Origin of the sequence: Nostoc sp., from assembly GCF_036917675.1 — a bacterium.
Taxonomy (GTDB): Bacteria; Cyanobacteriota; Cyanobacteriia; order Cyanobacteriales; family Nostocaceae; genus Nostoc.
Genome location: NZ_JBALCT010000047.1, coordinates 1 through 23,204, shown reverse-complemented (window position 1 = coordinate 23,204; position 23,204 = coordinate 1). Strand labels below are relative to the sequence as shown.

Annotated in this window: 26 protein-coding genes; 13 read left to right on the top strand and 13 right to left on the bottom strand. The window is 40.3% G+C overall.

Annotation, left to right across the window (positions count from 1 at the left end; all coding sequences use genetic code 11):
- Window positions 1-202 precede the first annotated feature (202 nt).
- On the top strand, window positions 203-1,648 hold the full coding sequence (locus V7K31_RS16255; RefSeq protein WP_335095342.1) for a PQQ-dependent sugar dehydrogenase: 1,446 nt from the start codon (window positions 203-205) through the stop codon (window positions 1,646-1,648).
- Between the two features lie 647 nt (window positions 1,649-2,295).
- Here V7K31_RS16255 and V7K31_RS16250 read toward each other — a convergent pair.
- Window positions 2,296-2,586: a type II toxin-antitoxin system RelE/ParE family toxin gene (locus V7K31_RS16250; protein WP_335095340.1), complete on the bottom strand. Its 291-nt coding sequence runs from the start codon at window positions 2,584-2,586 to the stop codon at window positions 2,296-2,298.
- Between the two features lie 3 nt (window positions 2,587-2,589).
- Complete coding sequence (locus tag V7K31_RS16245; RefSeq protein ID WP_335095339.1) at window positions 2,590-2,814, bottom strand: addiction module protein; 225 nt, start codon at window positions 2,812-2,814, stop codon at window positions 2,590-2,592.
- 30 nt (window positions 2,815-2,844) lie between these two features.
- Between V7K31_RS16245 and V7K31_RS16240 the strand changes: the two genes are divergently transcribed.
- The 5 genes from V7K31_RS16240 (at window position 2,845) to V7K31_RS16220 (ending at window position 5,244) form a co-directional block, all read left to right on the top strand.
- Window positions 2,845-3,012: a hypothetical protein gene (locus V7K31_RS16240; protein WP_335095338.1), complete on the top strand. Its 168-nt coding sequence runs from the start codon at window positions 2,845-2,847 to the stop codon at window positions 3,010-3,012.
- A 202-nt stretch (window positions 3,013-3,214) separates the two neighbouring features.
- Window positions 3,215-3,478 carry a hypothetical protein gene (locus V7K31_RS16235; protein ID WP_335095337.1) on the top strand — a complete coding sequence of 88 codons (264 nt, stop codon included), beginning with the start codon at window positions 3,215-3,217 and terminating at the stop codon, window positions 3,476-3,478.
- Window positions 3,479-3,533: 55 nt separating this feature from the next.
- Window positions 3,534-3,833, top strand: a complete 300-nt coding sequence (locus tag V7K31_RS16230; protein ID WP_335095336.1) for a type II toxin-antitoxin system VapC family toxin — start codon at window positions 3,534-3,536, stop codon at window positions 3,831-3,833.
- 37 nt (window positions 3,834-3,870) lie between these two features.
- Window positions 3,871-4,077 carry a hypothetical protein gene (locus tag V7K31_RS16225; RefSeq protein ID WP_335095334.1) on the top strand — a complete coding sequence of 69 codons (207 nt, stop codon included), beginning with the start codon at window positions 3,871-3,873 and terminating at the stop codon, window positions 4,075-4,077.
- 186 nt (window positions 4,078-4,263) lie between these two features.
- Entirely contained in the window at window positions 4,264-5,244 is a 981-nt protein-coding gene (locus tag V7K31_RS16220) for a hypothetical protein (protein ID WP_334866902.1), read from the top strand.
- A gap of 51 nt (window positions 5,245-5,295) precedes the next feature.
- Here the strand turns inward: V7K31_RS16220 and V7K31_RS16215 are convergent, their stop codons facing one another.
- The 5 genes from V7K31_RS16215 to V7K31_RS16195 form a co-directional block, all read right to left on the bottom strand.
- Window positions 5,296-5,631, bottom strand: a complete 336-nt coding sequence (locus V7K31_RS16215; protein ID WP_335095333.1) for a XisI protein — start codon at window positions 5,629-5,631, stop codon at window positions 5,296-5,298.
- Entirely contained in the window at window positions 5,619-6,038 is a 420-nt protein-coding gene (locus V7K31_RS16210) for a XisH family protein (protein WP_335095332.1), read from the bottom strand. The genes V7K31_RS16215 and V7K31_RS16210 overlap by 13 nt, the downstream gene beginning before the upstream one ends.
- A 258-nt stretch (window positions 6,039-6,296) precedes the next feature.
- Entirely contained in the window at window positions 6,297-10,283 is a 3,987-nt protein-coding gene (locus V7K31_RS16205; protein WP_335095331.1) for a magnesium chelatase subunit H, read from the bottom strand.
- A gap of 645 nt (window positions 10,284-10,928) precedes the next feature.
- The gene (locus V7K31_RS16200) at window positions 10,929-12,209 is read right to left on the bottom strand and encodes a hypothetical protein (protein ID WP_335095330.1); all 1,281 of its coding nucleotides are present in this window, start codon (window positions 12,207-12,209) and stop codon (window positions 10,929-10,931) included.
- A gap of 54 nt (window positions 12,210-12,263) precedes the next feature.
- On the bottom strand, window positions 12,264-12,608 hold the full coding sequence (locus tag V7K31_RS16195) for a hypothetical protein (RefSeq protein ID WP_335095329.1): 345 nt from the start codon (window positions 12,606-12,608) through the stop codon (window positions 12,264-12,266).
- 139 nt (window positions 12,609-12,747) lie between these two features.
- Here V7K31_RS16195 and V7K31_RS16190 point away from each other — a divergent pair, with 139 nt between their 5' ends.
- Window positions 12,748-13,236 (top strand): helix-turn-helix transcriptional regulator, encoded by a 489-nt coding sequence (locus V7K31_RS16190; protein WP_335095328.1) that lies wholly within the window; start codon window positions 12,748-12,750, stop codon window positions 13,234-13,236.
- Between the two features lie 34 nt (window positions 13,237-13,270).
- The gene (locus V7K31_RS16185; protein ID WP_335095327.1) at window positions 13,271-13,468 is read left to right on the top strand and encodes a DUF2283 domain-containing protein; all 198 of its coding nucleotides are present in this window, start codon (window positions 13,271-13,273) and stop codon (window positions 13,466-13,468) included.
- A gap of 344 nt (window positions 13,469-13,812) precedes the next feature.
- Here V7K31_RS16185 and V7K31_RS16180 read toward each other — a convergent pair whose 3' ends face one another.
- The 3 genes from V7K31_RS16180 to V7K31_RS16170 all read right to left on the bottom strand — a co-directional run bounded on the left by V7K31_RS16180 (window position 13,813) and on the right by V7K31_RS16170 (window position 15,668).
- Entirely contained in the window at window positions 13,813-14,415 is a 603-nt protein-coding gene (locus tag V7K31_RS16180; RefSeq protein ID WP_335095326.1) for a hypothetical protein, read from the bottom strand.
- 187 nt (window positions 14,416-14,602) lie between these two features.
- Window positions 14,603-14,821: a hypothetical protein gene (locus V7K31_RS16175; protein WP_335095325.1), complete on the bottom strand. Its 219-nt coding sequence runs from the start codon at window positions 14,819-14,821 to the stop codon at window positions 14,603-14,605.
- Between the two features lie 4 nt (window positions 14,822-14,825).
- Entirely contained in the window at window positions 14,826-15,668 is an 843-nt protein-coding gene (locus V7K31_RS16170; protein ID WP_335095324.1) for an Rpn family recombination-promoting nuclease/putative transposase, read from the bottom strand.
- A gap of 102 nt (window positions 15,669-15,770) precedes the next feature.
- Between V7K31_RS16170 and V7K31_RS16165 the strand changes: the two genes are divergently transcribed.
- The 3 genes from V7K31_RS16165 (at window position 15,771) to V7K31_RS16155 (ending at window position 18,128) form a co-directional block, all read left to right on the top strand.
- Window positions 15,771-17,084, top strand: a complete 1,314-nt coding sequence (locus tag V7K31_RS16165) for a lipid-A-disaccharide synthase (RefSeq protein ID WP_335095323.1) — start codon at window positions 15,771-15,773, stop codon at window positions 17,082-17,084.
- Between the two features lie 76 nt (window positions 17,085-17,160).
- On the top strand, window positions 17,161-17,535 hold the full coding sequence (locus V7K31_RS16160) for a hypothetical protein (protein WP_335095322.1): 375 nt from the start codon (window positions 17,161-17,163) through the stop codon (window positions 17,533-17,535).
- A 2-nt stretch (window positions 17,536-17,537) separates the two neighbouring features.
- On the top strand, window positions 17,538-18,128 hold the full coding sequence (locus V7K31_RS16155) for a hypothetical protein (protein WP_335095321.1): 591 nt from the start codon (window positions 17,538-17,540) through the stop codon (window positions 18,126-18,128).
- A gap of 12 nt (window positions 18,129-18,140) precedes the next feature.
- On the opposite strand, the gene V7K31_RS16150 is transcribed toward V7K31_RS16155, so the two are convergent.
- Entirely contained in the window at window positions 18,141-18,527 is a 387-nt protein-coding gene (locus tag V7K31_RS16150; protein ID WP_335095320.1) for a hypothetical protein, read from the bottom strand.
- Between the two features lie 654 nt (window positions 18,528-19,181).
- Between V7K31_RS16150 and V7K31_RS16145 the strand changes: the two genes are divergently transcribed.
- Both V7K31_RS16145 and V7K31_RS16140 read left to right on the top strand, forming a co-directional pair.
- Window positions 19,182-19,667: a type II toxin-antitoxin system antitoxin SocA domain-containing protein gene (locus V7K31_RS16145; RefSeq protein ID WP_335095319.1), complete on the top strand. Its 486-nt coding sequence runs from the start codon at window positions 19,182-19,184 to the stop codon at window positions 19,665-19,667.
- 1 nt (window position 19,668) lies between these two features.
- Complete coding sequence (locus V7K31_RS16140) at window positions 19,669-20,277, top strand: type II toxin-antitoxin system PemK/MazF family toxin (RefSeq protein ID WP_335095318.1); 609 nt, start codon at window positions 19,669-19,671, stop codon at window positions 20,275-20,277.
- Between the two features lie 11 nt (window positions 20,278-20,288).
- Here V7K31_RS16140 and V7K31_RS16135 read toward each other — a convergent pair whose 3' ends face one another.
- Complete coding sequence (locus V7K31_RS16135) at window positions 20,289-20,621, bottom strand: M48 metallopeptidase family protein (RefSeq protein WP_335095317.1); 333 nt, start codon at window positions 20,619-20,621, stop codon at window positions 20,289-20,291.
- Window positions 20,618-23,204: type I restriction endonuclease subunit R (locus tag V7K31_RS16130; RefSeq protein ID WP_335095316.1), on the bottom strand; the 2,587-nt coding region annotated here is incomplete at its 5' end. The genes V7K31_RS16135 and V7K31_RS16130, both read right to left, overlap by 4 nt.

Sequence of the window (23,204 nt, the reverse complement as noted above, 5' to 3'; positions counted from 1 at the left end):
ATAAATGAATTTTAACGCCGACTTACTTACAATTTGCATAATCAACTAACCAAATCAATAATTAATCTTTTCCCTCCTTACCCAACAAGAGACTATTGATAAGCTAGTACTCATTGCTCATTTCACCCCCTAATCTCTAAAATTTTTCCCTAATCAACAATATCTAGGAACAAAATAATCTGATTATTTTATGAAGAAAATAATGAATAACACTAAATCATCCAACCAAGTTCAACACAGATTTATCGGGAAGTTCGCTCTAAAAAGCTGTTTTTTCGCTGCCAAAACACTGTTATTGACAATAGTTCTATTAAATCATGGCATTACTGGAGTAAATGCTGCACCTCAATCCCTTCGTCCTGATATTAAGATTCGCAACATCATCAATACGTTATCGCCTTCTCCTTCTGTTCGGATTGCAAAAGATCCGCGAAACAATACGCTCTATTACCTCAAACAAAATGGTGAGATTTATCAAGTCAATTTAGCCGCTTCTATTAGTACACTTGTCTACAACTCTAGTAATCATAATCTCCCTGAGACTGAAGGTATGGCCATTGGTCCTAACGGTACAATTTATTTGGTTGGCAATGCAGACCTTGTGAATAACCAGACCAAAGCAATTATTGTTAAAGGCGTAATTAATTCGAGTACAGGAGGGCGCATCTGGTCGATCTTAGCTCAGAGTGCAGGCTATCCCAAAAGCAAAACAGCCTATGACCATCGCTTCAACGGCGTGGTTGTTAGCCCGGATGGTAACTTTATCTATGTGAATAGCGGTTCTCGTACCGATCATGGTGAGGTTCAGTCTGTTAATGGTCAATATCCCAATACTCGCGAAGTCGGATTAACCGCCTGTATACTCCGTCTTCCTACTAATGGCAAAAATCTCTTTCTTGCAAACAATCGAGCAACTTTAAAGACAGCGGGCTATATTTTTGCAGAAGGAACACGTAATACTTTCGATATGGCTTTTGCACCCAATGGGGATTTATTTGGTACAGAAAATGGACCCGATCGCGATATGTCAGAAGAATTAAATTGGCTACGTCTAGGTGGTAATTATGGCTTTCCCTGGCGGATTGGTGGGACAGACAATCCTCAACAATTCTCTAATTATAATCCTGCCACTGACCGTTTATTAAACCCCCTATTTGGCGCAGTCACAAAAGGCTACTTTCGTAACGATCCAACCTTTCCTATTCGGCCTACTAACTTAATTGAACCAATTCCTAATTTTGGTCCGGACGCAGACAAGTTCCGCGATCCTCTAGATGGCAAAGTCAAAGACGCCAGTGTTCTGGGGCAAAGTGTGAGTACTTTTACATCACACCGTTCTCCTTTGGGCTTAGTTTTTGATACAAAAGGAGTAATGAGTCCAGAATTCAACAAAGATGGATTCATGTTGAGTTGGACAATAGGCGATCCCACTGGCGATACAGTAGCAGGTCCTTTTGAAGATGCCGGCCAAGACCTACTGCATTTAAAGTTAACTAAAGTAGGAACTACTAACTATAAACTCAACGCTACGCGCATTGTCGCAGGTTTTAGTAATCCCATTGATGATGAGATTATCGGCAATAAGATTTATGTTCTAGAATATGGTGGAAATGAAGGAATTTGGGAAATCACTATGCCCACTAGATAAAGCAGACTGAGTATTTTAGCACTCAATCAAGCTTGCCAGTTCGAGAGTTGCGATCGCTGAAATAGCAAATGCGTAGGCGTAGCCAGCCGTAGGCATCGCCGAAATAACAAATGTTGTCGCCTGTTGTGGAAGAGTGAGTGCGATCGCTGTGTATATTTAACTTAGCTCGACTTTATCGATTTTTTCGCAACGCAATCGCTATTGCTGAAACCTTTGTGGGACGCTAGTTTTACTTTTTTAACTTCATGGATAATCTGTGACGTGGAAAAAGTATTTGCGAAAAAGCCAGGGTTTTTGCTGGATAAATAAAAGCGAGTTCTTAATTTTGGATAAAGTCGAGCTTAGAGGATGTTTGAAAAGTCGTAAAGATTTATTAGAGTGCTTTGCATGGTTTCATCTGAATTAATTTCCACTTTGCGAGAACTTAGTCGAGCAGATAAGTTTTACATTATGCAGGTTTTAATCTCAGAGTTAGCCCAACAGGAAACCGATTGAGATCAGCCCTAAATCGGTAACGTTAGAGTAGATTTATTGCAGTCGTCTAACACATCAACGTAGCGGCTTGTCGTTAGACATCGCCTTTCATAAAACCTCAAAAACAAGGCGTAGACGCATAGGGACTTTTATCTGTCCACTGCATTGCAGTATTAGGTTCGCGTCTGCCACGATTTTGGATCTCTGCGACCATGAAAAATTGCTGTGATAATCACTCGACTCGAAACAATTCGATAGTACACAGCATAGGGAAATCGTCGTACTAATGCTCGTCGAATATCACGGTAGGCAACTGCATAGGATTCTGGCATCTGGCAAATTAGATTCACCATCTCGTCTACACAGTCCAAAAACTCGTCGCCTAGACCAGGTTTTTGGCTCTCGTACCAACTGTACGGTTCCGCCGAGTTCTTCTTGAACTTCTGGGCGAAATACCAGGACATAATTCATTGCTGTCCCTTAATTGATGCTTTGATTTCCTCCCAAGTCAGCACATTGTCTGGATTTGAATCATAGTCAGCAATTCGACGATCAAGCTCTTGCTTTTGTGCATCTGTTAAATCAGGGTAAACTTGCTCTGCTGCAATGCTATCCCAAATTGCTTGCACAATACGGATTCTATCTTCAACACTGAGAGTTGCGATTTCGTTCAAGGTAGCTGTGATATCCATGCTGATTAATTTGGAGGAAAAAGTAAGCGAGTGATACACCTCAAATATAACGGAGAAGATTTTGGACATCAAATTGAACTGCTGCAATTGACAATCCGACCGTCTAAAAACTTCACACATTCCCAAAAGCGACGCCGAATAGCCCGTCGTAGACATCGCCTTCCAGAAAACCTTAAAAACACAGCGATCGCCTTTTAGAAAACTTCAAAAAAGCGATCGCCTTTCAGAAAACCTTAGAAACAAAGCGTAGACCCATAGCGGCTTGTCGTGAGACATCGCCTGTTGTGGAAGAGTGCGTGCTGTGTATATATTTGACTTAAAATAAAAAAAGTATGATAACGAGTATCAAACGCTTATTTGTTAAAATATCATTTGTTACTAATTAGAGAGAAGTTATCTTGTGGATTCTACATTTAACTGGAAACCAGAACAGACTTTACTTGAAAAAGTCATAAATTTAGCGAGTCAACGAGGAGAATCTGCTGAATCAATTGTTAGTGAAGCTGTTAGGCTGTATCTCGAAACCCAATTGCTAGAACCAGTTGATAATGATGAATCTGACCCATTAATTGGCTTATTTGCAGGAACACCTGATTTTGCTACAAATTCTGAAGATATTCTCCAGCAGGAAATTACTGAAAAATCTGGTTGGACGTGGAAATAAATTAAGTGGTGGCTGATACGGGTTTTGTTGTAGCATTGTTGAACCGTTCAGATTTATGCACAGTATTGTCACAACAGTATATATACAACAAAAACAAATTCTGTTGCCACAAACAGTATTGGCGGAGTTAGCTTATTTGGTCGGACGTAATGCAGGTGTAGCTACGGTAGTAGCTTTTTTACAAGAGCTATCTGCAAGTCGATTTAGATTGGTAGCTTTGACAGACCAAGATGTAATTCGTGTGGCAGAAATATTGGATGAGTATGCAGATAGTCGGATTGATTTTGTAGATGCAAGTGTTATGGCTATAGCTGAACGCTATGGTATTAAAAAAATATTTACCTTAAATCAGTGAGATTTTAGATTATTTCGACCTAAGCACTGCAATAGCTTTGATATTTTTCCATGAAGAAATTATAGTTAACAAAAGAGCGATCGCCTTTCAGCAAACCTCAAAAACAATGCGATCCCTGTTATGTAAGAGTGAGTGCGATGTCTACGACGGGCTACGCCTAAGCCTTGCAGACAACCTCAAAAACAATGCGATCGCTTGTTGGCAAAGAGAGAGTGCGTTAGCGCTTGGTATTATAATCAATTAGGCAGACATCAAACGCTATCTAAATTCAGGAATAGGAAGACCTAATTCTTGAGCAGTCTCATTTTACTTCTAAGTTTCATTATCAATAAAATATCCAGGCAAGTTTGTAACTTCGGCGTTGTCTCTCGTAGAAGCAGCGATACAATTTAGAGATACAGTCCGAAAATTATAACTATACTAAAAATACATGAAAATTGACAAAGTACAACTGGGAGAAGTCACATTGGAACTACTCTCTAGTATGAGACCTTGCCTAACTTTTTCTGACTTCTGTGTACCTGCTGGGACTATAGATTTTAACGCTTATGAAGGTTTTTTACGGAATTCAGTACAGCTTTTTAATTTTTCATATCGTGATTTCGTATTTGAAGCTAAGATTCACAATGGCATGGTTTTTATTAAGCGCAATGATTTATATCAGCATAGTGAGCAGTATTTGGGAAACGAACCATGCCAGGTATCTTTGCAGTGGAATGCCGACTCTATAGGATGTGGTATTGTTCCTTACGGTTCATTGACAGATATGAATCAGCATATGATATCTGTTCGTACACCAATTACAATACCTCCGGCTGAAATCGTGACAATTCTAAGGAGAGAAAATCTTCTCTCAAATGATAGTTATCCAAATATGGATGATTTTTTTTCTACTGTCTTGGATTGTCTTCATTGCTGTCAGGAAGACATTCGACGGCATGGCTCTGAAACTCTCTTTTGGAGACCTGTAGATAAAAAAATACGAAAACCTCTCAATGAACCAGATATAACAAAGGGAGTTGCGGCTTTTTTAAGCATTTACGGAACGATGAAAAATTTCGATGTTTTATGTGAAACAGTTGCTGGCAATGGCAGGGTAGATTTTTATGTAGTTGCGCCAGTATCTAATATCAAAGGTCTAGGAAAGATAGCAATAGAAGCCAAAAAGGCTAATTCAGATGATTTGGAGCATGGTTTAACTGTCCAGTTGCCCAAATATATGCAATCGATAGGAACAAATTACGGTATTTACCTTGTTTACTGGCTGAAATCAGCTGATGATTCCAGTTATTCTCAAAATAGCTATCCAGAACTAGAAATTGCAAAACTTCATCCTATCAAACGTCCAAATACAATTCGTACTGTTGGTATGGATTTATCAATAGGTATTTCTCCTAGCCAAAAATTATAAAATTCAATAAACCAACAATTTGCAAGTACTTGAAGATTTTCAAAACATCTCCTAACTCACAGCATATTCTGTAAACTGTCTCATAAAAGGAGACTGGAACCCTAATACAATATCTTCCTTGGGAACTCCCGCAGCTACTAAATTAGCTGCAATATCATCTTCTGTACCATTCCACTGAAGCCAAATTTTTCCACCCTTAATATCAATATGAATAATACAACTATGTACCCACTCTTGACCTTCCCAGCCTACATTAACTATTTGATAATGGTCACGTACTGGATCAAAAATTGTTTCAACTTCTATATTTCCGTAAGCTGGTTTTTGCTCACTATATTCCTGTAATATCTTTTGTACAAGCTGGCGATATCGAGTTAATTTATCCATTGGAAAATCACCTCTTGCTCTACATCATAAATAAGCATTTTCACTTGATTTTCTGCTATCATCTCTTTAGGAAAATCAAGTTGAAAAAATGTTTTATAAGTTGTTAAAGGTACTGCTAAATACAAAACACGCTCCGGTTGCCGCCGTCGTAATGCACCTCTATAATTAATAAACTGTCCTAATGCTGTATGAAATTCTGAAATAGCAGACGACCTCTCTAAAAAACTTTTGACTTCGACTGCAATTTTTTGTCCTTCACGTTCTGCTGCAATTAGCTTTTCGGCGGCTAAATCAATAGAAAGATTAACTCCCCCCACGCTAATTGTGAGTGGGTCATTAGTAATTTGCCAACCGTCTTTCTGTAAAGCTGTTTTGACAACTTCATGAAAAACATCTTTAGCAGACATACATATCCATAATTATATTTCTTATTTTCATTTAACGTGAGTTCAATGAACCTCTCCCTCCCAGCCTCCCTTTCCGTTTCGGAGAGGGAGGAGTATGAAAAATTAGGCTTTTTGCTCCCCTCTCCGCGTCGGAGAGGGGCTGGGGGAGAGGTCAAAAAAGATTTGTCGAACTAAGGTTCATTTAAGGCGCATTTTTTGTAATCTGTAAAAATGGTTGGCAAAATAGAGACGTTCTAGAGAACGCCTCTATTTTGATGACTAGTCTATCCCTTCAATCCGGTCTTCAACTTCTTGGTATAACTCGCGTAGACGATCTAAATTGTCCTCGCTAGTCTCCCAATAACCGCGTCCATTCACTTCCAACAAAGTTGATACAATCTTGCGGAAAGAATGGGGATTAAGGTTCAGCAACCGTTTCTGCATTTCTTCATCTTTGATGAAGGTTTCGTTAGTATCCTCGTAAATCCAGTTATCCACAGCGCCTGCTGTCGCACTCCAACCTGTTGTATTCACCAACCGCTTGGAGAGTTCGCGCACACCTTCGTAACCGTGAGACAGCATCCCCTCATACCACTTGGGATTTAATAATTTAGTACGAGCATCCAAACGCACGGTTTCCGATAATGTCCTTACCTGAGCGTTAGCTGTGGTTGTATCTGCAATATAAGATGCTGGTTTTTTACCATCACCGCGCAGACTTGCAACTAACTTAGTGGGATCTGAGTCGAAGTAATGGGAAACATCCGTTAAGCTAATCTCCGAAGAATCGAGATTTTGGAAAGTTGCATCAGCAGTTTTCAATGTACTTTCAAAAATCCCGCGCGATTCGTCCATGATTCCGGGGTTATCGGAATTGAAGGAGAAAGATTTGCGGTTGAGATACATTTCCTGCAATTCGGCTTCGCTATCCCAAGTGCTGTTTTCTACCGCCAAGTTGATATTTGACGAGTAGGAACCAGAAGCGTTGGAGAAAACGCGCGTCGCTGCTTGACGCAGATTAATCCCCATTTCCTCAGCTTGTTGCAAAGCATGTTTGCGAACAAAGTTCATATCTAAGGGTTCATCTGCCTCGGCTGCCATTTTCACGCCTTGATCTAGCAGGTTCATTTGGTTGATGAACAAATCGCGGAATACACCAGAACAGTTGATTACCACATCAATTCTGGGGCGTCCCAACTCTTCTAAAGATATCAATTCCAACTTGTTCACCCGTCCCAAGGCATCGGGAACTGGACGCACACCCACCATCCACATAATTTGCGCTAGGGATTCGCCGTAAGTTTTGATGTTATCGGTTCCCCAAAGGACGCAGGCGATGGTTTCTGGCCATTTTCCTTCATTTTCTGCCTTGTTACGGATCAAAAGCCGATCTACGACGATTTTGGCTGATTGGACTGCTGCTGTTGTTGGGATGGATTGGGGGTCGAGGGCATGGATATTCTTACCCGTGGGCAATACATCCGGGTTGCGGATGGGATCGCCACCAGGGCCGGGTAGGATGTATTCACCTTCCAAGCCTCTGAGTAATGCTCCTAGTTCGTTGTCTGCACAAACTTGTTGCAGGCAGAATTCCAAATACTCAAATAGGGGTTTGAGTGTGGCTGTATCAACTTTGGGATAACCTGCTTTATGCAATGCTTCTACCCAAGGTTCTTTTTTGCCCATGTTGAAGAAATTCAACCGGGAAACCAGAGAAACTCGTCCTTGTGCGTCGATTTGCTCTTGGACAAGGGCGGTAACTGCTGCACGGGTTGCCAAGGTGATATCTTGCAATAACTGGACATCTTCTAAAATGCCTCTGTCGTTACTTTGGTAAATATCGTCAATATTACGCCCAATGCTATTGGCGATAATTCCCGGTAAGCCTTGAAGTCCTTCTTCCTGACGATCTAGACTAGCAATGTTGACGAGAGTTGCGATCGCCTCTTCTGCACTTGGCGGTTTACCAATGACGTGCAACCCACAAGGCAACAACCGAGACTCGATTTCCATCAACCGGCGGTAGACGTTGCCAACAATATTATCGCGATCGTCGGCACTCATCTCTCTGGCATCGGTTTCTGGCAGATTAATATCCTTATCCAGATTCACGATCCGGCATTTATCCATGATGCTGTTAACAATGGAAACACCGCGTCCAGTATCTTTCAAGGTTTGGTAGGAAGCAATTAATTCGCTGAGTTCCTTCAAACCTTTATACAAACCAGCATTTTCTGCCGGAGGTGTCAAGTAAGAAATTGTTTCGGCATAACTCCGGCGTTTGGCAATTGTCGCTTCACTTGGATTATTTGCTGCGTAGTAATACAGGTTGGGAATTGAGCCAATCAAGTTATCTGGATAACAATCGCCAGACATCCCCATCTGTTTACCTGGCATGAATTCCAAGGAACCGTGTGTACCAAAGTGCAGTACAGCGTCAGCTTTCCAAACTTGCTCTAGGTAAGTGTAGTAAGCAGCAAAACCGTGGTGAGGACTAGCTGAACGGGAGAACAACAGCCGCATCGGATCGCCTTCGTAACCAAATGTAGGTTGGACACCGATGAAGACATTACCGAATTGCTTACCATAAATCAGCAGATTTTGCCCATCGCTGTTGAGATGTCCGGGAGGTGGTCCCCAGTTTTCTTCTAAGCGTTGAGAGTAAGGGGTCAGCGCCTCATACTCAGGAACCGACATTTTGTAAGCAACGTTGAGTTCCGGGCTGTTGTACTGCGCTTGGACATCATGGATGACTTCTTGCAGCAGTGCTTCGGCTGATTCTGGCAATTCTGGTAAGTCGTAGCCGTTATTTTTGAGGGCTTTCATCACCTCGTAGATTGAGCCGAATACATCCAAGTAAGCGGCGGTTCCGACGTTGCCTTTATCTGGCGGGAAGCTAAAAACGGTGATGGCGACTTTTTTATCAAGCTTCGGCTTGCGACGGAGGTTAGCCCATTTTAAGGCACGTTCGGCCACAGTTTCAACCCGATCGCGCAGTGCGATCGCTTTCCCTGTAGTCCCATCTCTACCTGATAATACAATCGGCTCAATTGCCCCATCCAATTCGGGAATCGCAATTTGCAAAGCGACTTGAATTGGATGTAACCCTAAATCGCTATCCATCCACTCTTCTGTGGTTTGGAAAACTAAGGGTAACGCTACCATGTAAGGACGGTTTAAGCGTTTGAGCGATTCAATTGCTTTGGGATGATCTTGTCTGGCTGGGCCACCCACTAAAGCAAAACCAGTTAGTGATATCACTGCATCTACTAACTGTATGTTGGTAGTTGGTTCGTAGAAGTAGGCATCCACAGGTTTGGAGAAATCCAAGCCACCAGCAAACACAGGTAATACCCGTGCGCCCATTGCTTCCAACTCCTGCACCATTGCTACATAATGGGCATCATCGCCTGTAACTAGGTGAGTGCGTTGCAATACCAAACCAACACAAGGAGCTAAGGGATCTTTGAGATCATTAGAGATATCCTTACGAGATGTATACCAGTTGAGGTACTCTCTGACATCCTCAAACATACTGCCAGCCAAAGGATGCCAAATCCCTAAATCGGGATAAACCACCGGCTGCTGATATGTAGAAGGTGCAAAATTTTGTTTCTCTAAACCTTTAAATACGTATTTATCAGCTAGCATCAGCAAGAAGTTTTCCAGATTTTCTGGAGAACCACCTAGCCAATACTGAAAACTGAGCATGAAATTTCGGGCATCCTGTGCTTTTTCCATTGGTAGGAACTTCAGCACTTGCGGGAGTGTTCGCAAAAGCTTTAGCATTCCATCTTGGAATCCCGCACCGGATTTTTCTTTGCGTTTCCGCATGAATTGCGCGATCGCACTTTTTGACTGACCCAACTGTGCCAGGGAAAAGCTGCCCATTTTACTTAGGCGCATTACTTCTGGCATCGAGGGAAAGACAACGGAAACATCCAAGCGATCGCGGTGTGGTTCTACTGCTGCTACTACTTTCTGTGCTAAGTCTTCAATGAAAATGAGGGAAGCGATGAAGATATTCGCACTCTCAATTTCTCGTTTGAACTCCTCATAGTTCTCTGGGTCGCGGAGTTCCTCAATCAAGTACCCACTGATTTCAATCGCCAAGTCGGGATTGTTCGCGTTAATCGTGCGAACCGCTTGCGACAAAGCACTCTGGTACTGGGACTCTAGCACGACATAGACCACCTTGATTAAATTACGTCCGCGTAAGTTATCTGGCGCAATGTGTCTAATGGTGGACTTGACGTGTGTGAACATGCTTCTTCGGCTCCTTTGATGCGTGTTCTCGACTCGAAGTTCCTAGCGGCATCATCAGCCACAGTTGACTTCGTTATTTTTCGGCAATATGTGTTTTTTATCAGAAAACGCTTGCCCACTGGGCATTTTATCTTGTATCTGACACAAATTGATATAAAAAACGAAATATTTCTTTGTAATTATTTACTGTGTATAAAAGTATTTACTCACTTATTTGTAAATTTTTTGCAATATTTATTTATAGCTAAATAGCTATTTAGTAGCTTATTGCAAAACAAAAATTGTCTATACTGACTAAATATTTTTTAGGTTAGTATAGACAGACTTTAATCCGCTTAGTTACGATTTTTACCAAGTATTTGAGAGGCAGGTTTCTTTCCAATACTGTTCGGTCAAGACAAGAGACGCAATAAAGAGACGCGATAAATCGCCGTCTTTACAATAATCAGTCCTTCGGACTGACGGAGATTTATCGCGGATTTGGGATCTATTATTTTCATCAAATAACCTTAACCGAACCGTATTGGGTTTATTTCGGTTTAAATTGACAAATTATCAAAAAATACAGTTCAGTTAAGGATTTTTTGGATAACCATACATAGACCTGTAGAGACGCGAAATTTCGCGTCTCTACACTGTCCACTTTTATTTAGCTAATATTGGCTTGCTATTTAAAGTATCTATAATTCCATCATGGAATTTATTCACTGAAGACAAAATTCCATTTTCTTTATCATTCAGTAATGAGTCTTTTACCTCATCCAAATAATTGTTGAGATTTTGTCTTAGAATTGGTCTTTCTACTTTAACGGTCTGATGATGATCCCAGATATCCCATGCTAAAATTCCTAAACCAGCAAGAGGATTAAGTAACTCTAAACCTAAAAGTCCAGCAGCAACTTCACTTGTTCCTTCTGTTGCTACCTTTGTTGCAGTTTTAGTTGCTATCTGAGCAACTATTTTAGAAGTTCCTTTACTCACAATTCCTGTAGCAATTTTCTTAGTACCAATAACACTAACAGCTTTCATCATTGCACTAGCGGCTACATAACCTGTACCACGCGAAAGTGCGCGAATAGAGAGATTTTGCTCTTTGCTACCTGTATTATATGTTGTACTTCCTAAACCTTCTAGAAATTCTTCCCAAACAGGTCGGGGAATCTGATATTGACTTTGGATTCCTGCTAATTTTTGATTAGCTTCAGATACATATTTATCAATTGCTTCTCTTGTAAAACGTTCCATTTCAAGTTGCATTGATGATGGTTGCAAAACCTTCTTAGTAAATTCGTTTTGGAAACTACCAATTAATTTTTCAGCTTTTTCTTCTTCTGAAGTATCACTAATATTTACCCAAATAGCTTCTACACCAACACCCCACTGAGTAAAATAATTGTAGTACCAATCGAGAAACTGATGGTCTACACGTTGCATTACCTCATCATGCCATTGTTCCATATTATTCGATGCAGATTCTCTGGCACCAACTAATGCCTTGCCAAGAGCATTTGCAACGTCATCAGACATTTTAGTTCGCTGTTGTTCAGGAATAGTAATGGTGACAGTATTTGATTTACGTTTAGATGCATCGCTGATATGATTGAGCGAAAAATTACCCCATAGTTGAATAATGATTATAAAAACAACACCAATCCAAATGAATTTGGATGCAGATTTAATAAAATCACTATAGGCATGAATACGCTCTGTCTTTTGAGAAAAAGTTCCTTCATCGACAGGCTTGGACGGAGAATTGGGTTTAAATAGGGCAGTAAAGAGCTTATTTAAGCCTGATGGTATAGGTTGTAAAAATGAAATTATCTTTTTATAAAAATCTCCTTTTTGTAGTTCTTCAATCGTTTGATTATTTTCGCCTGATTGAGATACAGGATTTTGAATTAATTCTTGTTCTGGATTCGTGTTCATGGTCAATTTTATTGTTTGAAGTATCGATTAATAAGATATGGAACAGTATCTCAGCTATGCAAGTTTTCTCAAATAATCCTTTATCTTCAACTTCAAATCGCTTGAAATAGGGTAGGATTCAATCTCGCTTTCTATATCTGATTTAGATTTCCCTTTTGTTCTAAGTTGCTCTACAGTAGACTTAAAAATTGCTTCAAACCCATACTCAGCTAATCCTTGTGACATTAGAGCGAGCAAGCCAAGTACAGCAATTCCTCCAAGCATTCCGAATGGGCCACCAAGCACTGCTAAAGCTGTAGTTATTGCAACCGCTCCAGCCCATCCCGTAACAGCCATAGTAACCAAAAGTACCAGACCAGGTACACCTAATGCCGCGATTTTGTCAACTAGCTTATCCATAATAGATCACTAAATATAATGTAATTTTTGTTGCTTTGATCTCAGTATCTTTCAATTAAAAGCTAATTATCACTAGCTGCCATCAGGAGTTATGGTAAGATTACATCAGGAAATCTAAGACAATCTTCAACATTTGACTATGGCATCTAGCAATGAACCCTTTATGCAAGCAGAAAACCACTGGGACTTGGAAACCCTTTACTCTGATTTGTCATCAGTGAAAGGTAAGCGTTTGACACCAGTGGAAAAGCGTCACTTGCGGGGTTTGCTTTGTGGCTGTAGTCCGGCTGAAATAGCTGAGAAACTCGGTAAAAACGGCAAGGGTGTAGAAACTGACCTGTGTGCAACTATATATAGGTATGTAAAAAGTTTGTTGGATAAGTCTGATGAAAAGTTAGAAAATTGGCGAAATATTTCTGAATGGCTCGATGATGCGGGGTATAAAAATCAGTCGATAAAGGTTCCAGGCTTAGATTTATCGCTTGATAAAACTTTGGTGAATGTAACTAATATCAATATTGAAAATCATCAATTAGTTATTGGTATTAAAGTTGTGATTCAAGCTTCTGAGAATTCAGATTCTCTGGAAGATGAATTAAATAATTTAGATAAATATAAGAGCAATTAGTATTTATCTTCTGCATAAAATACTGGAGAGAAATATGAAAATTACCTATGACCCAGAAGTAGATATATTAAGAATTATATTGAGCGATGTACCCATAGAAGATAGTGACGAAGAAAAGCCAGGGGTAATTTTAGATTACGATGAAGACGGAAATATTATCGGGCTAGAAATATTAGACGCTTCCAAAAGAATTGATAATCCACGTTTTCTAGAGTATTCGATTTCTACATAATAGAGATTTGAGAGTGTTAGCGTACAGCCAGGGCTATTTCTTTCTCATCTAGCTCGCCTCAGAATGAATTCTGAGTCTAATAGCGAAAGTCGTCTCAAGACGACTGAGAAAAGGTTGTAGTCCGTTTTAACGGACTTTAGCTAAACTCGACTTTATCCATTTTTTTCGCAACGCAATCGCTATTGCTGAAACCTTTGTGGGACGCTAGTTTTACTTTTTTAACTTCATCGATAATCTGTGACGTGGAAAAAGTATTTGCGAAAAAGCCAGGGTTTTTGCTGGATAAATAAAAGCGAGTTCTTAATTTTGGATAAAGTCGAGCTAAGATACTAAGATAAAAATATCTAGCCTTCGCGTACCATCCAAACCAACATTCCCAATAATATTTCCACTGGGGGAACGGGATAATCGTTCAAATCAATACTCAGTGTTTGCCCTTCTAATTTCAAAAATCGCCAAGCTGTACCACTGCTGACGCTGCCATAAATTGTCTTAATTGATATATTATTGATTTCATTGAATTTTTGTGCAGCAATCATTTCTGCTGCACATTGCCCTAAACCCGGTTTTAAATCACCTTTTTTCGCTTCTATAATCACGATGACAGGAGCTTCAATAAATATTTGTTCGGGTGAGCGGCTAATTAAAAAATCACACACTCCACTTAAGCCTAAATCTGCTGCGACGGTAAAATCTTCACCCGAAAAAAAACTGACTTTGCGTTCGAGAATTTTCCGAACTTCTACGAGGATAGGACTAATAATTAACTCTGAGCGAGCTTTTTCTGAACCAGTCGCTGTTGCTAGCGGTAGTCCTTCGCTTAATGCTTCTTTGAGATAAAGACTAGGTTCTATAGACTGCGTTTCGGGTAAAAACCGTCCATTTTCAACCATTGTTAAGTTAAAGTCGCGTTTGACTTTTGAGAGCGAGAAGTCGCTATAAGACATTATCAATATGATTAAATATTAATCTATGAGTATTGAGCCTATCGTGTTTATAGCTGTTTTGTTGGGAATGGGATCAACAAGAGCGATCGCTACTCCTTCATTGAGCATATTTACTGCAATTTATTGAGCTTTTTGTGCTAGCCCTTCTTGCAAAATATCTTGATAAATCACAGATTCGCGCATGATATCACTTGGATTGATTACCAAGAGTTTTAGCGTGTAATTGTTGAACTTGTTCAATAGTTAAACCTGTAAAATCTACTATTGTTTCAATATCGATACCTTTGTTAATCATTTTGATGGACATTCCTAGAACTTTTTGTTCAATACGTTGTGCAAGCGCCTGTTTTAATCCTTGTGCAAACCCTTCTTGCAAAATATCTTGATAAATCACAGATTCGCGCATAATATCACTCGGCTTGATTAGTGAGAGTTTTAGCGTGTAATTGTTGAACTTGTTCAATAGTTAAACCTGTAAAATCTACTATTGTTTCAATATCGATACCTTTGTGAATCATTTTGATGGCGATTTCTTGAGCTTTTTGTTCAATCCCTTGTTCAATACCTTGTTCAATCCCTTGTTCAATACCTTGTTCAATACCTTGTTCAATCCCTTGTGCAAGCCCTTCTTCCAAAATATCTTGATAAATCACAGATTCGCGCATAATATCACTCCGCAAAATTCTTTTAATCAACTGTTTATCTAATACTAGCCCAGCTAACACTGCTGTTGATGCAGCAATATTACTGCGGATTCGAGTGTCCTTTAATGCCTCAATAACTTGGGCAGCTTCTTCTAAAGTTCGTGTTTTATCCTCGGTTTGACTTAAAGCTGCAAACGGTAGCAAACCTGGAGAATTGAAAAATATTTCAGTTGGCTGTTCCCAAAGTCGAATTACTTCAAATCGGTGTAGGCTATTTTCTAGAACAAATTCCGTTTGATAAACTAGCTCAGAATCGCTTGGTTTTAGGTAAATCACTACCTGACGCATTCGTTTATGGGGAAATTTTCGATACACCCGCAAACGATAATCGCTCATCCGAAAGGGAATATCAGCTTTGGGTATAGTTTGGAATTCAAGATGGAGAACAACCTCATCCGACTGCAATAAAATTAGTGCGTCGGCGCGGATGGGTTCGAGTGATAATTCAGATGGACTAAGTTCGGTAAGTGTAATTGGTTCACCGAGTAGCCATGTTGCAAAGTCGGCTGAAAATGACTCTGCGAGAAATTTGCAGACATTATCGAACATAGTCTGCAATTATATCATTAATGTTGTGCCTCTATAAATTAGGAACGAATTAGGTAATATTTCCCTCTTGACTAATGACCCCTAACTCTTAACCATTAACTAATGACTCAAGTAGATATTCTCATCTTATCAAATGGCCCAGGTGAGGTAACAACCTGGGTGCGCCCAGTAGTGAAGGCGTTGCGGCAAGAACTAGGGGATGACCGTTCTGTAGTGAGGATTTCTGTGGTATTATCACCTTGCTCAAATGCCAGTGGTAAAGAAGCCGCGATCGCACTTTCTTACCCAGAAGTAGATAGAGTTCAGGGAGCAGAGCATTTTTGGAAATTTTTGCTTTGGGGGAAAACATTTGATAATTGGGACTGGTGCGATCGCGGTGTAATTGTTTTTCTCGGTGGCGATCAAATTTTCCCCGTAGTCATAGGCAAAAAGCTCGGATATCGTACAGTGGTTTACGCCGAATGGTCAGCCCGTTGGCATAACTGGATTGATCGCTTTGGCGTGATGAAAGCTGAAGTTGCTGCCCGTGTTTCGCAAAAATATGCCCACAAATTCACTGTTGTGGGAGATTTGATGTTAGAAGCAGCAGGGAGAGAGAAAGAAATGCTGACTCCTAACTCCTCACTTTTAACTCCTGATTCAGCACTTAGCACTGACTTGATTGGTATCTTACCGGGTTCAAAAGCGGCAAAATTAACCCAAGGGATACCTTTAATGTTAGCGATCGCCGAATACATTCACAGCAACAGACCCCAAACTAAATTTGTGATTCCTGTCGCTCCAACCGTCGATTTACAAACTTTAGCTAGTTTTGGCGATTCCCAAAAAAACCCTTTTGTGGAAACTTTTGGCTTTAACGGTGCTTGCTTAATTGTCCCAGAGGACGCTACAGGCAAGGCATTGCTCAAAACAACAACGGGCTTAACTGTGGAACTGTGGCAAGAAAACCCTGCATATCACTTATTATCGCAGTGCTGCATCTGCTTGACTACAGTGGGGGCAAACACTGCCGAACTCGGTGCTTTAGGAGTACCAATGATTGTTTTGCTGCCAACTCAGCAACTTGACGCTATGCGTTCTTGGGATGGTTTACCTGGGTTGTTGGCAAATCTGCCAGGAGTCGGTACGCCTTTCGCTAAGATGATTAATTGGTTATTCCTGAGATTTGTGAGACGCAAAGGTTTATTAGCATGGCCAAATATCTGGGCACAGGAAGAGATAGTACCAGAACTTATGGGTAAACTTCAACCGCAAGAAGTTGGAGAAATGGTTTTAGACTTATTAGCGCATCCAGAAAAATTGGCTGATATCCGCGCTAAACTCCGCAATATTCGCGGCGAAAGCGGCGCAGCCCAGAAGATCGCACAGATTGTTAGCGAGGAAATTGATAAATCGTGGGAGATGGGCAAAAATTAATTTGAATTTTAAATAGTGATTTTTTATGTCTATACAGAAAAACTGTGATGCATTTAGGTAAAAGTGAGTTACTCTTTTGTCTGTAAATCCCGACAAAAATTTTCTTGGAACCTTAACTGATAAAGAGTATGATGTTGAGCATGAAAAACTGGAGATTATTAAGAAGCACATAAGTAAGTTTGATGAATTCCTACCCAGCCAAAAAATGATTGATAGACTTGAGCAAACTTTAGATTTGGGACACAAAATTTCTGGAGCTGATGCTAGTTTCTACTTTCATGAACTAAAAGAGGCTGCACTAATGGAACAAGGTTATGATTGGTATACGGCTCATCCTATGGCCATAGCATATTATGGTATATCACCATACAGCTTGTATCATCCTGAAGTAATTAAAGCTTATCCAGAAGACTTCAATAGAAATTGGAGAAAAGCTTGGGGAATTGAGTAAATATGAAAGCACTTGATTTAGGTTTAACGGGAAAAGCTCGTATTTGGCAGGATGAACCATTATATTTTCCTGGAGATTCCCAACCTGTTTTTTATCCTGTAATAGATGAAAGGATAGAAATCATCCTTGATAATATAAAAATTGGTTCATTTTCAAAAAGAGGAGTAATGATTGAGATATTAGCGCCTCTAGGAGCTAGATTTTTGTATGGCTGCTTAGGTGCTATTTTTGAGCCAAATGACTCTGGCAAATTAGTATTAAAGGTTAGCATTTCAACTGAATTTGAGCGCCAACTCAATACAACTCTAGCATCATCGTTAGATATAGTGAGAGTTGGCATAACTGAAGAGTACGCCCCAAGTGTTGTTGATGGCGCAAAATTGAAGCTTCAAGAAACTGGAGTGAGCAACATATTTGGCTCTGGTGAAATTTCTTTTAGATGGGGTGGATTTGGCGAAATAGGCTCTTCTAAAGCATTTTTTCACGATCTAGCTTATGCAATTATTGAAGTGATAGTTCGAGAACAGGCAAGGTCTTATAATATCAAGTCACCCTTGAAAAAGGTTCTCGAACTAATCTTTGTGAACTTCTGATTTGCAAGTCCCTTAATCCGAAGATTCTCCATCCCTGCGGCCAAGTTCATAAATGCCAGCGCTCATACAAGCTAATATTCCTGTACTAATCCCCCAACTCTCACCTAAACTAATTTCCAGACCCCAGTTACATAAAGCACCAACTACTAAAAAAGGCGCGATGCTAAATAATGAGGCATAAAAAGCGTTTTGGGATTCTCTGCCTTTACGAGTCTTTTCAAACTCTGTCTGGCTGGTATAAAGCGATCGCTCCGCAAAATTAAACCAGCGATTGAGTTGCTCGATTACCCATTCATTGACTCTTGATAAACCTAGATATAGCGCCAATGACCACAAACTCGCTCCAGCGATCGCGATCGTGTCTAACTCAAAGCGGAAAGGCAAAATTTCAGTCAGCATCGGTTACGGGAGTCCTGCAAAGGGTCAACTTTAGCTTTTAGTAGATTGCTAAATAAACCTCTTATGCAATTTTAAGCATAAATGATAACAAGATTTAAACTAGTTGACAACTTCAGTACCAAATAGTTGTGGATGAAAGTAAACTCTCCACCCATTACTGACAAAATTAGCCATCTTCTAATGACTCATCGTCTAATTCCACACCTGCAATTAGTTCGCGGGCAGCCTCAGACATTTCAATTGTATAAGGTTGCAGTGTGTTATTTTTGAGCGTTTCTGTCATAGCAAAATCGAGTAGGGAAATGGTAGAGTTGCAGAAAGCTGTTTAGACACGATCGCGTTCAGGAACTTCACCCGCAAATTGAGCGTTGGAAGGCTTTACGCTTCAGATTACAAGGAAGGAGCAGGACGCTGTGCGGGATTTACAGAACCATATTGTTTTATTGAGTTAATTGTAAAGTTTTAACAAGCTTGTTGAATATGTACTAAAATTAATAGTACATATGAACTAAGACTTGAGCTAACAAGGTTGCATTATTGATTATTTGTGAAATGTTTATCTGGTACAGTAATAAACAATACTTAGCACGAATATTCATTATGTATATCAATGCTTAACCAACAACTTATCAACAATCAGAAGAACGAAGAGCTATGCTGGACAAGCTCATAAAGTATTTTGTCTACGAGACAAAAGGGTATATCACAAAAACACAACTAATTAAGTTTTTGTACTTGGCTGACCTTTACTCTGTTAAATGGACGGGAAAACAGCTTACTGAACTAGAATGGTATTATTATAACTATGGTCCTTGGCATGAGGACATAGATGCTGCTTTAAATAAAATGAATGGAAAAGAGATTATTCAAGAATCTCAAGGAAATACAACGCTGATCAAACTTGGTGCTGAAGCGGTTAGTTCAGATTATCTGGAATTGCCTGTGAGTCTCAAGCTAGTGCTTGATAATATTAGAAGAGAGTGGGCTGGTTCAGGACAAGATAAACTGAATCAGTTATTAGATTATGTATATAGTACTGCTCCAATGCTTGAAGTTAAAGATATCCATAAACCAGATGAAAAAGTTCTGCTTAACTTACAAACGGAAAGAGAAAAATTAATAAGTGAATTAGGATTATAGAGTGGCTGGATATAAACCTAAACAGGGTTGGATCTATTTTATAAATCCCCATAGAGTATCTCTTCGTTGCACATTAGGTCATAATCATATTTATGACCTAAATGAACCGGGTGAGCTAGAATGTAAGGCTGTCTCATGTACGCTGCAAATTAATTCTAGTCGCGTTTTCAGGGGAGAGCATCCTCACATCATTTGGACAAATGACCAATTGCAAGATGACTGTAACTATATACAAACTTTTACGCTTATTCCATTAACTTCAAAAGAAACATATAAAGGTTTACCAACAGTATATCCGATTAACCCTACAAGCAAAAATGGTCTGAAAAAAAAATCATTTGCCTTAGTACATCAAATATGTACTGTTGATGCTAACTGCTTTAAAGACTTAGCAGGAGATTGGCTAAATCGAATTGGACAACTGGAACCACTAGACAGAGAGGCTATAGAAAAACGTTTAAAGTATTTTTTAAATATTACAGAAAATCCTAGTGATGACTGGTTCGCTAAAAATACATCTCCAGAACTTTTACAAAAAGTCTTTAATTATCTACCTGAAGATATAAAACATTCTGCTTTAGATGAATTAATAAATAATTTAAGCTCATAATGAATGGGCAATCATCTCTGAAAACTATTTTGTAACCGTTTCTCCCTCTCTTCCCAATCAGGCAGATAAGCAGACATAAAACACTTAAAAACCTTGCCGTGATTGGGAACGAGTAAATGCACCAGTTCGTGAACGATCGCAAACTCACCCAACTCTTTTGGTAAATCTAGCAGTTCAGTATTCAGCGTTAAGCGTCCGGTAGTAGAAATAGATGCCCACTTGCGCTTCATTGGACGCAATTGAATTTGTTTAACTTGGACTTTAATGCGATCGCTCCATTCTCCCACAGCGTCCTTAAATGCTTGCGCGTCTTTCCATTTGAGATTGTCGCAGTTAGCAATCATGATTCGACTCGTTCGAGTTTCAGCAAGTTGTTGGTGACTTCGATGGTTTGCTCAACTGAGCTTGTAATCGGATAAATAGTAGCGTAAAGTTCAGTTCTTAAATCAATTTCCTGACGCGCATCCCACCAATAATCAGGGAAGTTGCTATAAATGGCGTTGATGCCTTCGGCTTGGTTGATATCAAGGCGATCGCCTGCTTGCTTGATCACAGTGTAAATCGCAAAGGTGTTTTCATCAACCTTGAGCCGTTGCCGTTCTTCTTCTGCTTCTACGCATTCATTGGCAATTTCATCTAGTTGGGCTAAAGCTTGTTGTGCGTCTATTTGGCGCTTTTCAAAGCTGGCGCGGACAATTTCGGCACGTTCGCCAATGTTCAGCAAGAAAGGCGATCGCTGACTTTGCTCGTGTACTGCTTTCAACAGTGCCTTAGTCAAGTTTAGAACTTTTACTGTATCCGTCGTGCTACTTTGGCGGAATTGTTCTAATTGTTGGCTATTGAGTTCGTGGATAGTCCCTGGCATTTCCAACTCGCCGATTGTGACGTTGCGGCGTACCAGTTCTTTGGTTTTGGCGGTGAGTTCAATATCAATGTAGGGACTAGTATTGTAAGCAGCGCGGATGGTTCCGTAAAGCCTGACGACGTTTTGATAATTTTCCATGAAGGGACGCAAGTCAGGATCAGGAGAGAGGATTTCGTAAATTGATTGGAGTTGGCGGACAAATTTAAAGAATTTCTCGCGCAAATCTTTGTCTGCAAAATGCACCGCCGCCCGTTCTTTTGCTTTGTCGTCCCATCCCTTAACTAGCGGTAAATACTCAGGTGCAGTATTTGCCATCATCGTTTGCAGGAGGTTTTTGATCACATCAACATTTTGGATGATGTCGTTAATTTCTCCCGACTCAAAGGCCAGGGCTTGCTCTAGTTTGTCGCCAAAGATACCGATAAAATCTAGAACAAAGCCGTAGGGCTTAACTAAACCTTGTGCGTCTTCATAAGGGCGATTCACACGGGCGATCGCCTGCAAGAGAACGTGATCCCGCATCGGTTTGTCGAGATACATACAGTAAAGTACCGGCGTATCAAACCCCGTCAGTAGTTTCTCGGTGACGATGAGAATTTTGGGCAAGGCTTTGCGGTAGTCTTCGTACAGTTGGCGAATTTTGGTAACAGCATCAGCATCGCCACCGCAAAGGGTTTCTAAATTTTGGGCATCTTCAGCAGAACAATAACCTGTAAAAGTTAGGGTTTTGCTGGTGTCGTAATTAAAATCTTTCGGGCGAGATTCGATAAAGTCGATGACTGCATCCGGTAAGGATATTCTGGCAGAAACGACGGATTTTTTAATAAAGGCTTTGCGGACTTCTTTCTCTTCGGCATCAGTCAGGTTATACTCCCGCAGTCCTTCGGCTGTAGTTCGGGAATAAACGACGGTTGAATATTCGCTAGGGAGATATTTATCTAAGGCTTGTTTGTAAAGTCTACAAGCTTCCCGGTCTACACCAACCATAAAGGCTTTAAAGCCCATTGGTTCAACGTAGTCACGGAAGTGTTCGGCGACAAATTTAGCTACTTTATTTACTCTATCTGCACTTTTGAGAAACTCTTTTAATTTAACCGCGCGATCGAGAATGCCATCAAGTTCCTCTATGTCGTTGATGTCTTCTGCGGCTTGGAGTTGGAGAAATTCTTTTTCTAAAATTTCTTTGGGAACGCGAAACTCTGATTTAGCAAGGGCATAATTTAGCTTCAGGGTTGTGCCATCTCGTACTGAGTCGGCGGTTGAATAGGAATCTAGGCTGTAGTTGTCGTCACTAGGTTCGCCGAAAGTTTGGAAAGTGCTTTTTCCCTTAGCTGCTTTACTGACGCGTGTACCTGTGAAACCGATAAATGTGGCGTTGGGGAGGGCAGCCATCAAATATATGCCGAAATTACCGCCTGTGCTACGGTGTGCCTCATCGACTAAGACGGTAATAGTAGAACGCTGATTTTCTACTCTCATCTTGTCGAATTTGTGAATCATGGCGACGATTAACCCGCGATAATCATCTTGGATTAGTTTTTCTAAGTCTGCTTTACTGGTTGCGACTTCATAGCTTTTGATGCCATAAGCTTTGAGGTTTTTGTCTAGTTGGTTTTCTAGTTCGTTGCGGTCAATAATCATGATTACGGTATTATCGCCGCTAATATTGCGGAGTTGGGCGGCAACTGTAATCATGGTGAGGGTTTTACCACTGCCTTGGGTATGCCAAATTAGTCCGCGTTTTTTATTCGGGTCTTGGATGCGTTGCAGGACTTTTTCGACTGCACGGGTTTGGTGTTGGCGTAAAATGACTTTGGTTAAGCCGTCATCGCGTTCTAGGAAAACAATGTAATATCTGAGAATATCTAAAAAGCGTTGATGGTCGAAGAAGGTTTTGATTTTCTCTTCATAGTCGCCTTCTTGGATAATGGAACCTAACCCCCCAGCCCCCTTCCCTGCAAGGGAAGGGCAGGGTGGATTAATTGTCCAGAGAGAAAATATAACATGGAAGGATGATTCCTTGAGAAAAACACCAAAAACAGAGGAAAGTTGGGAATGAATT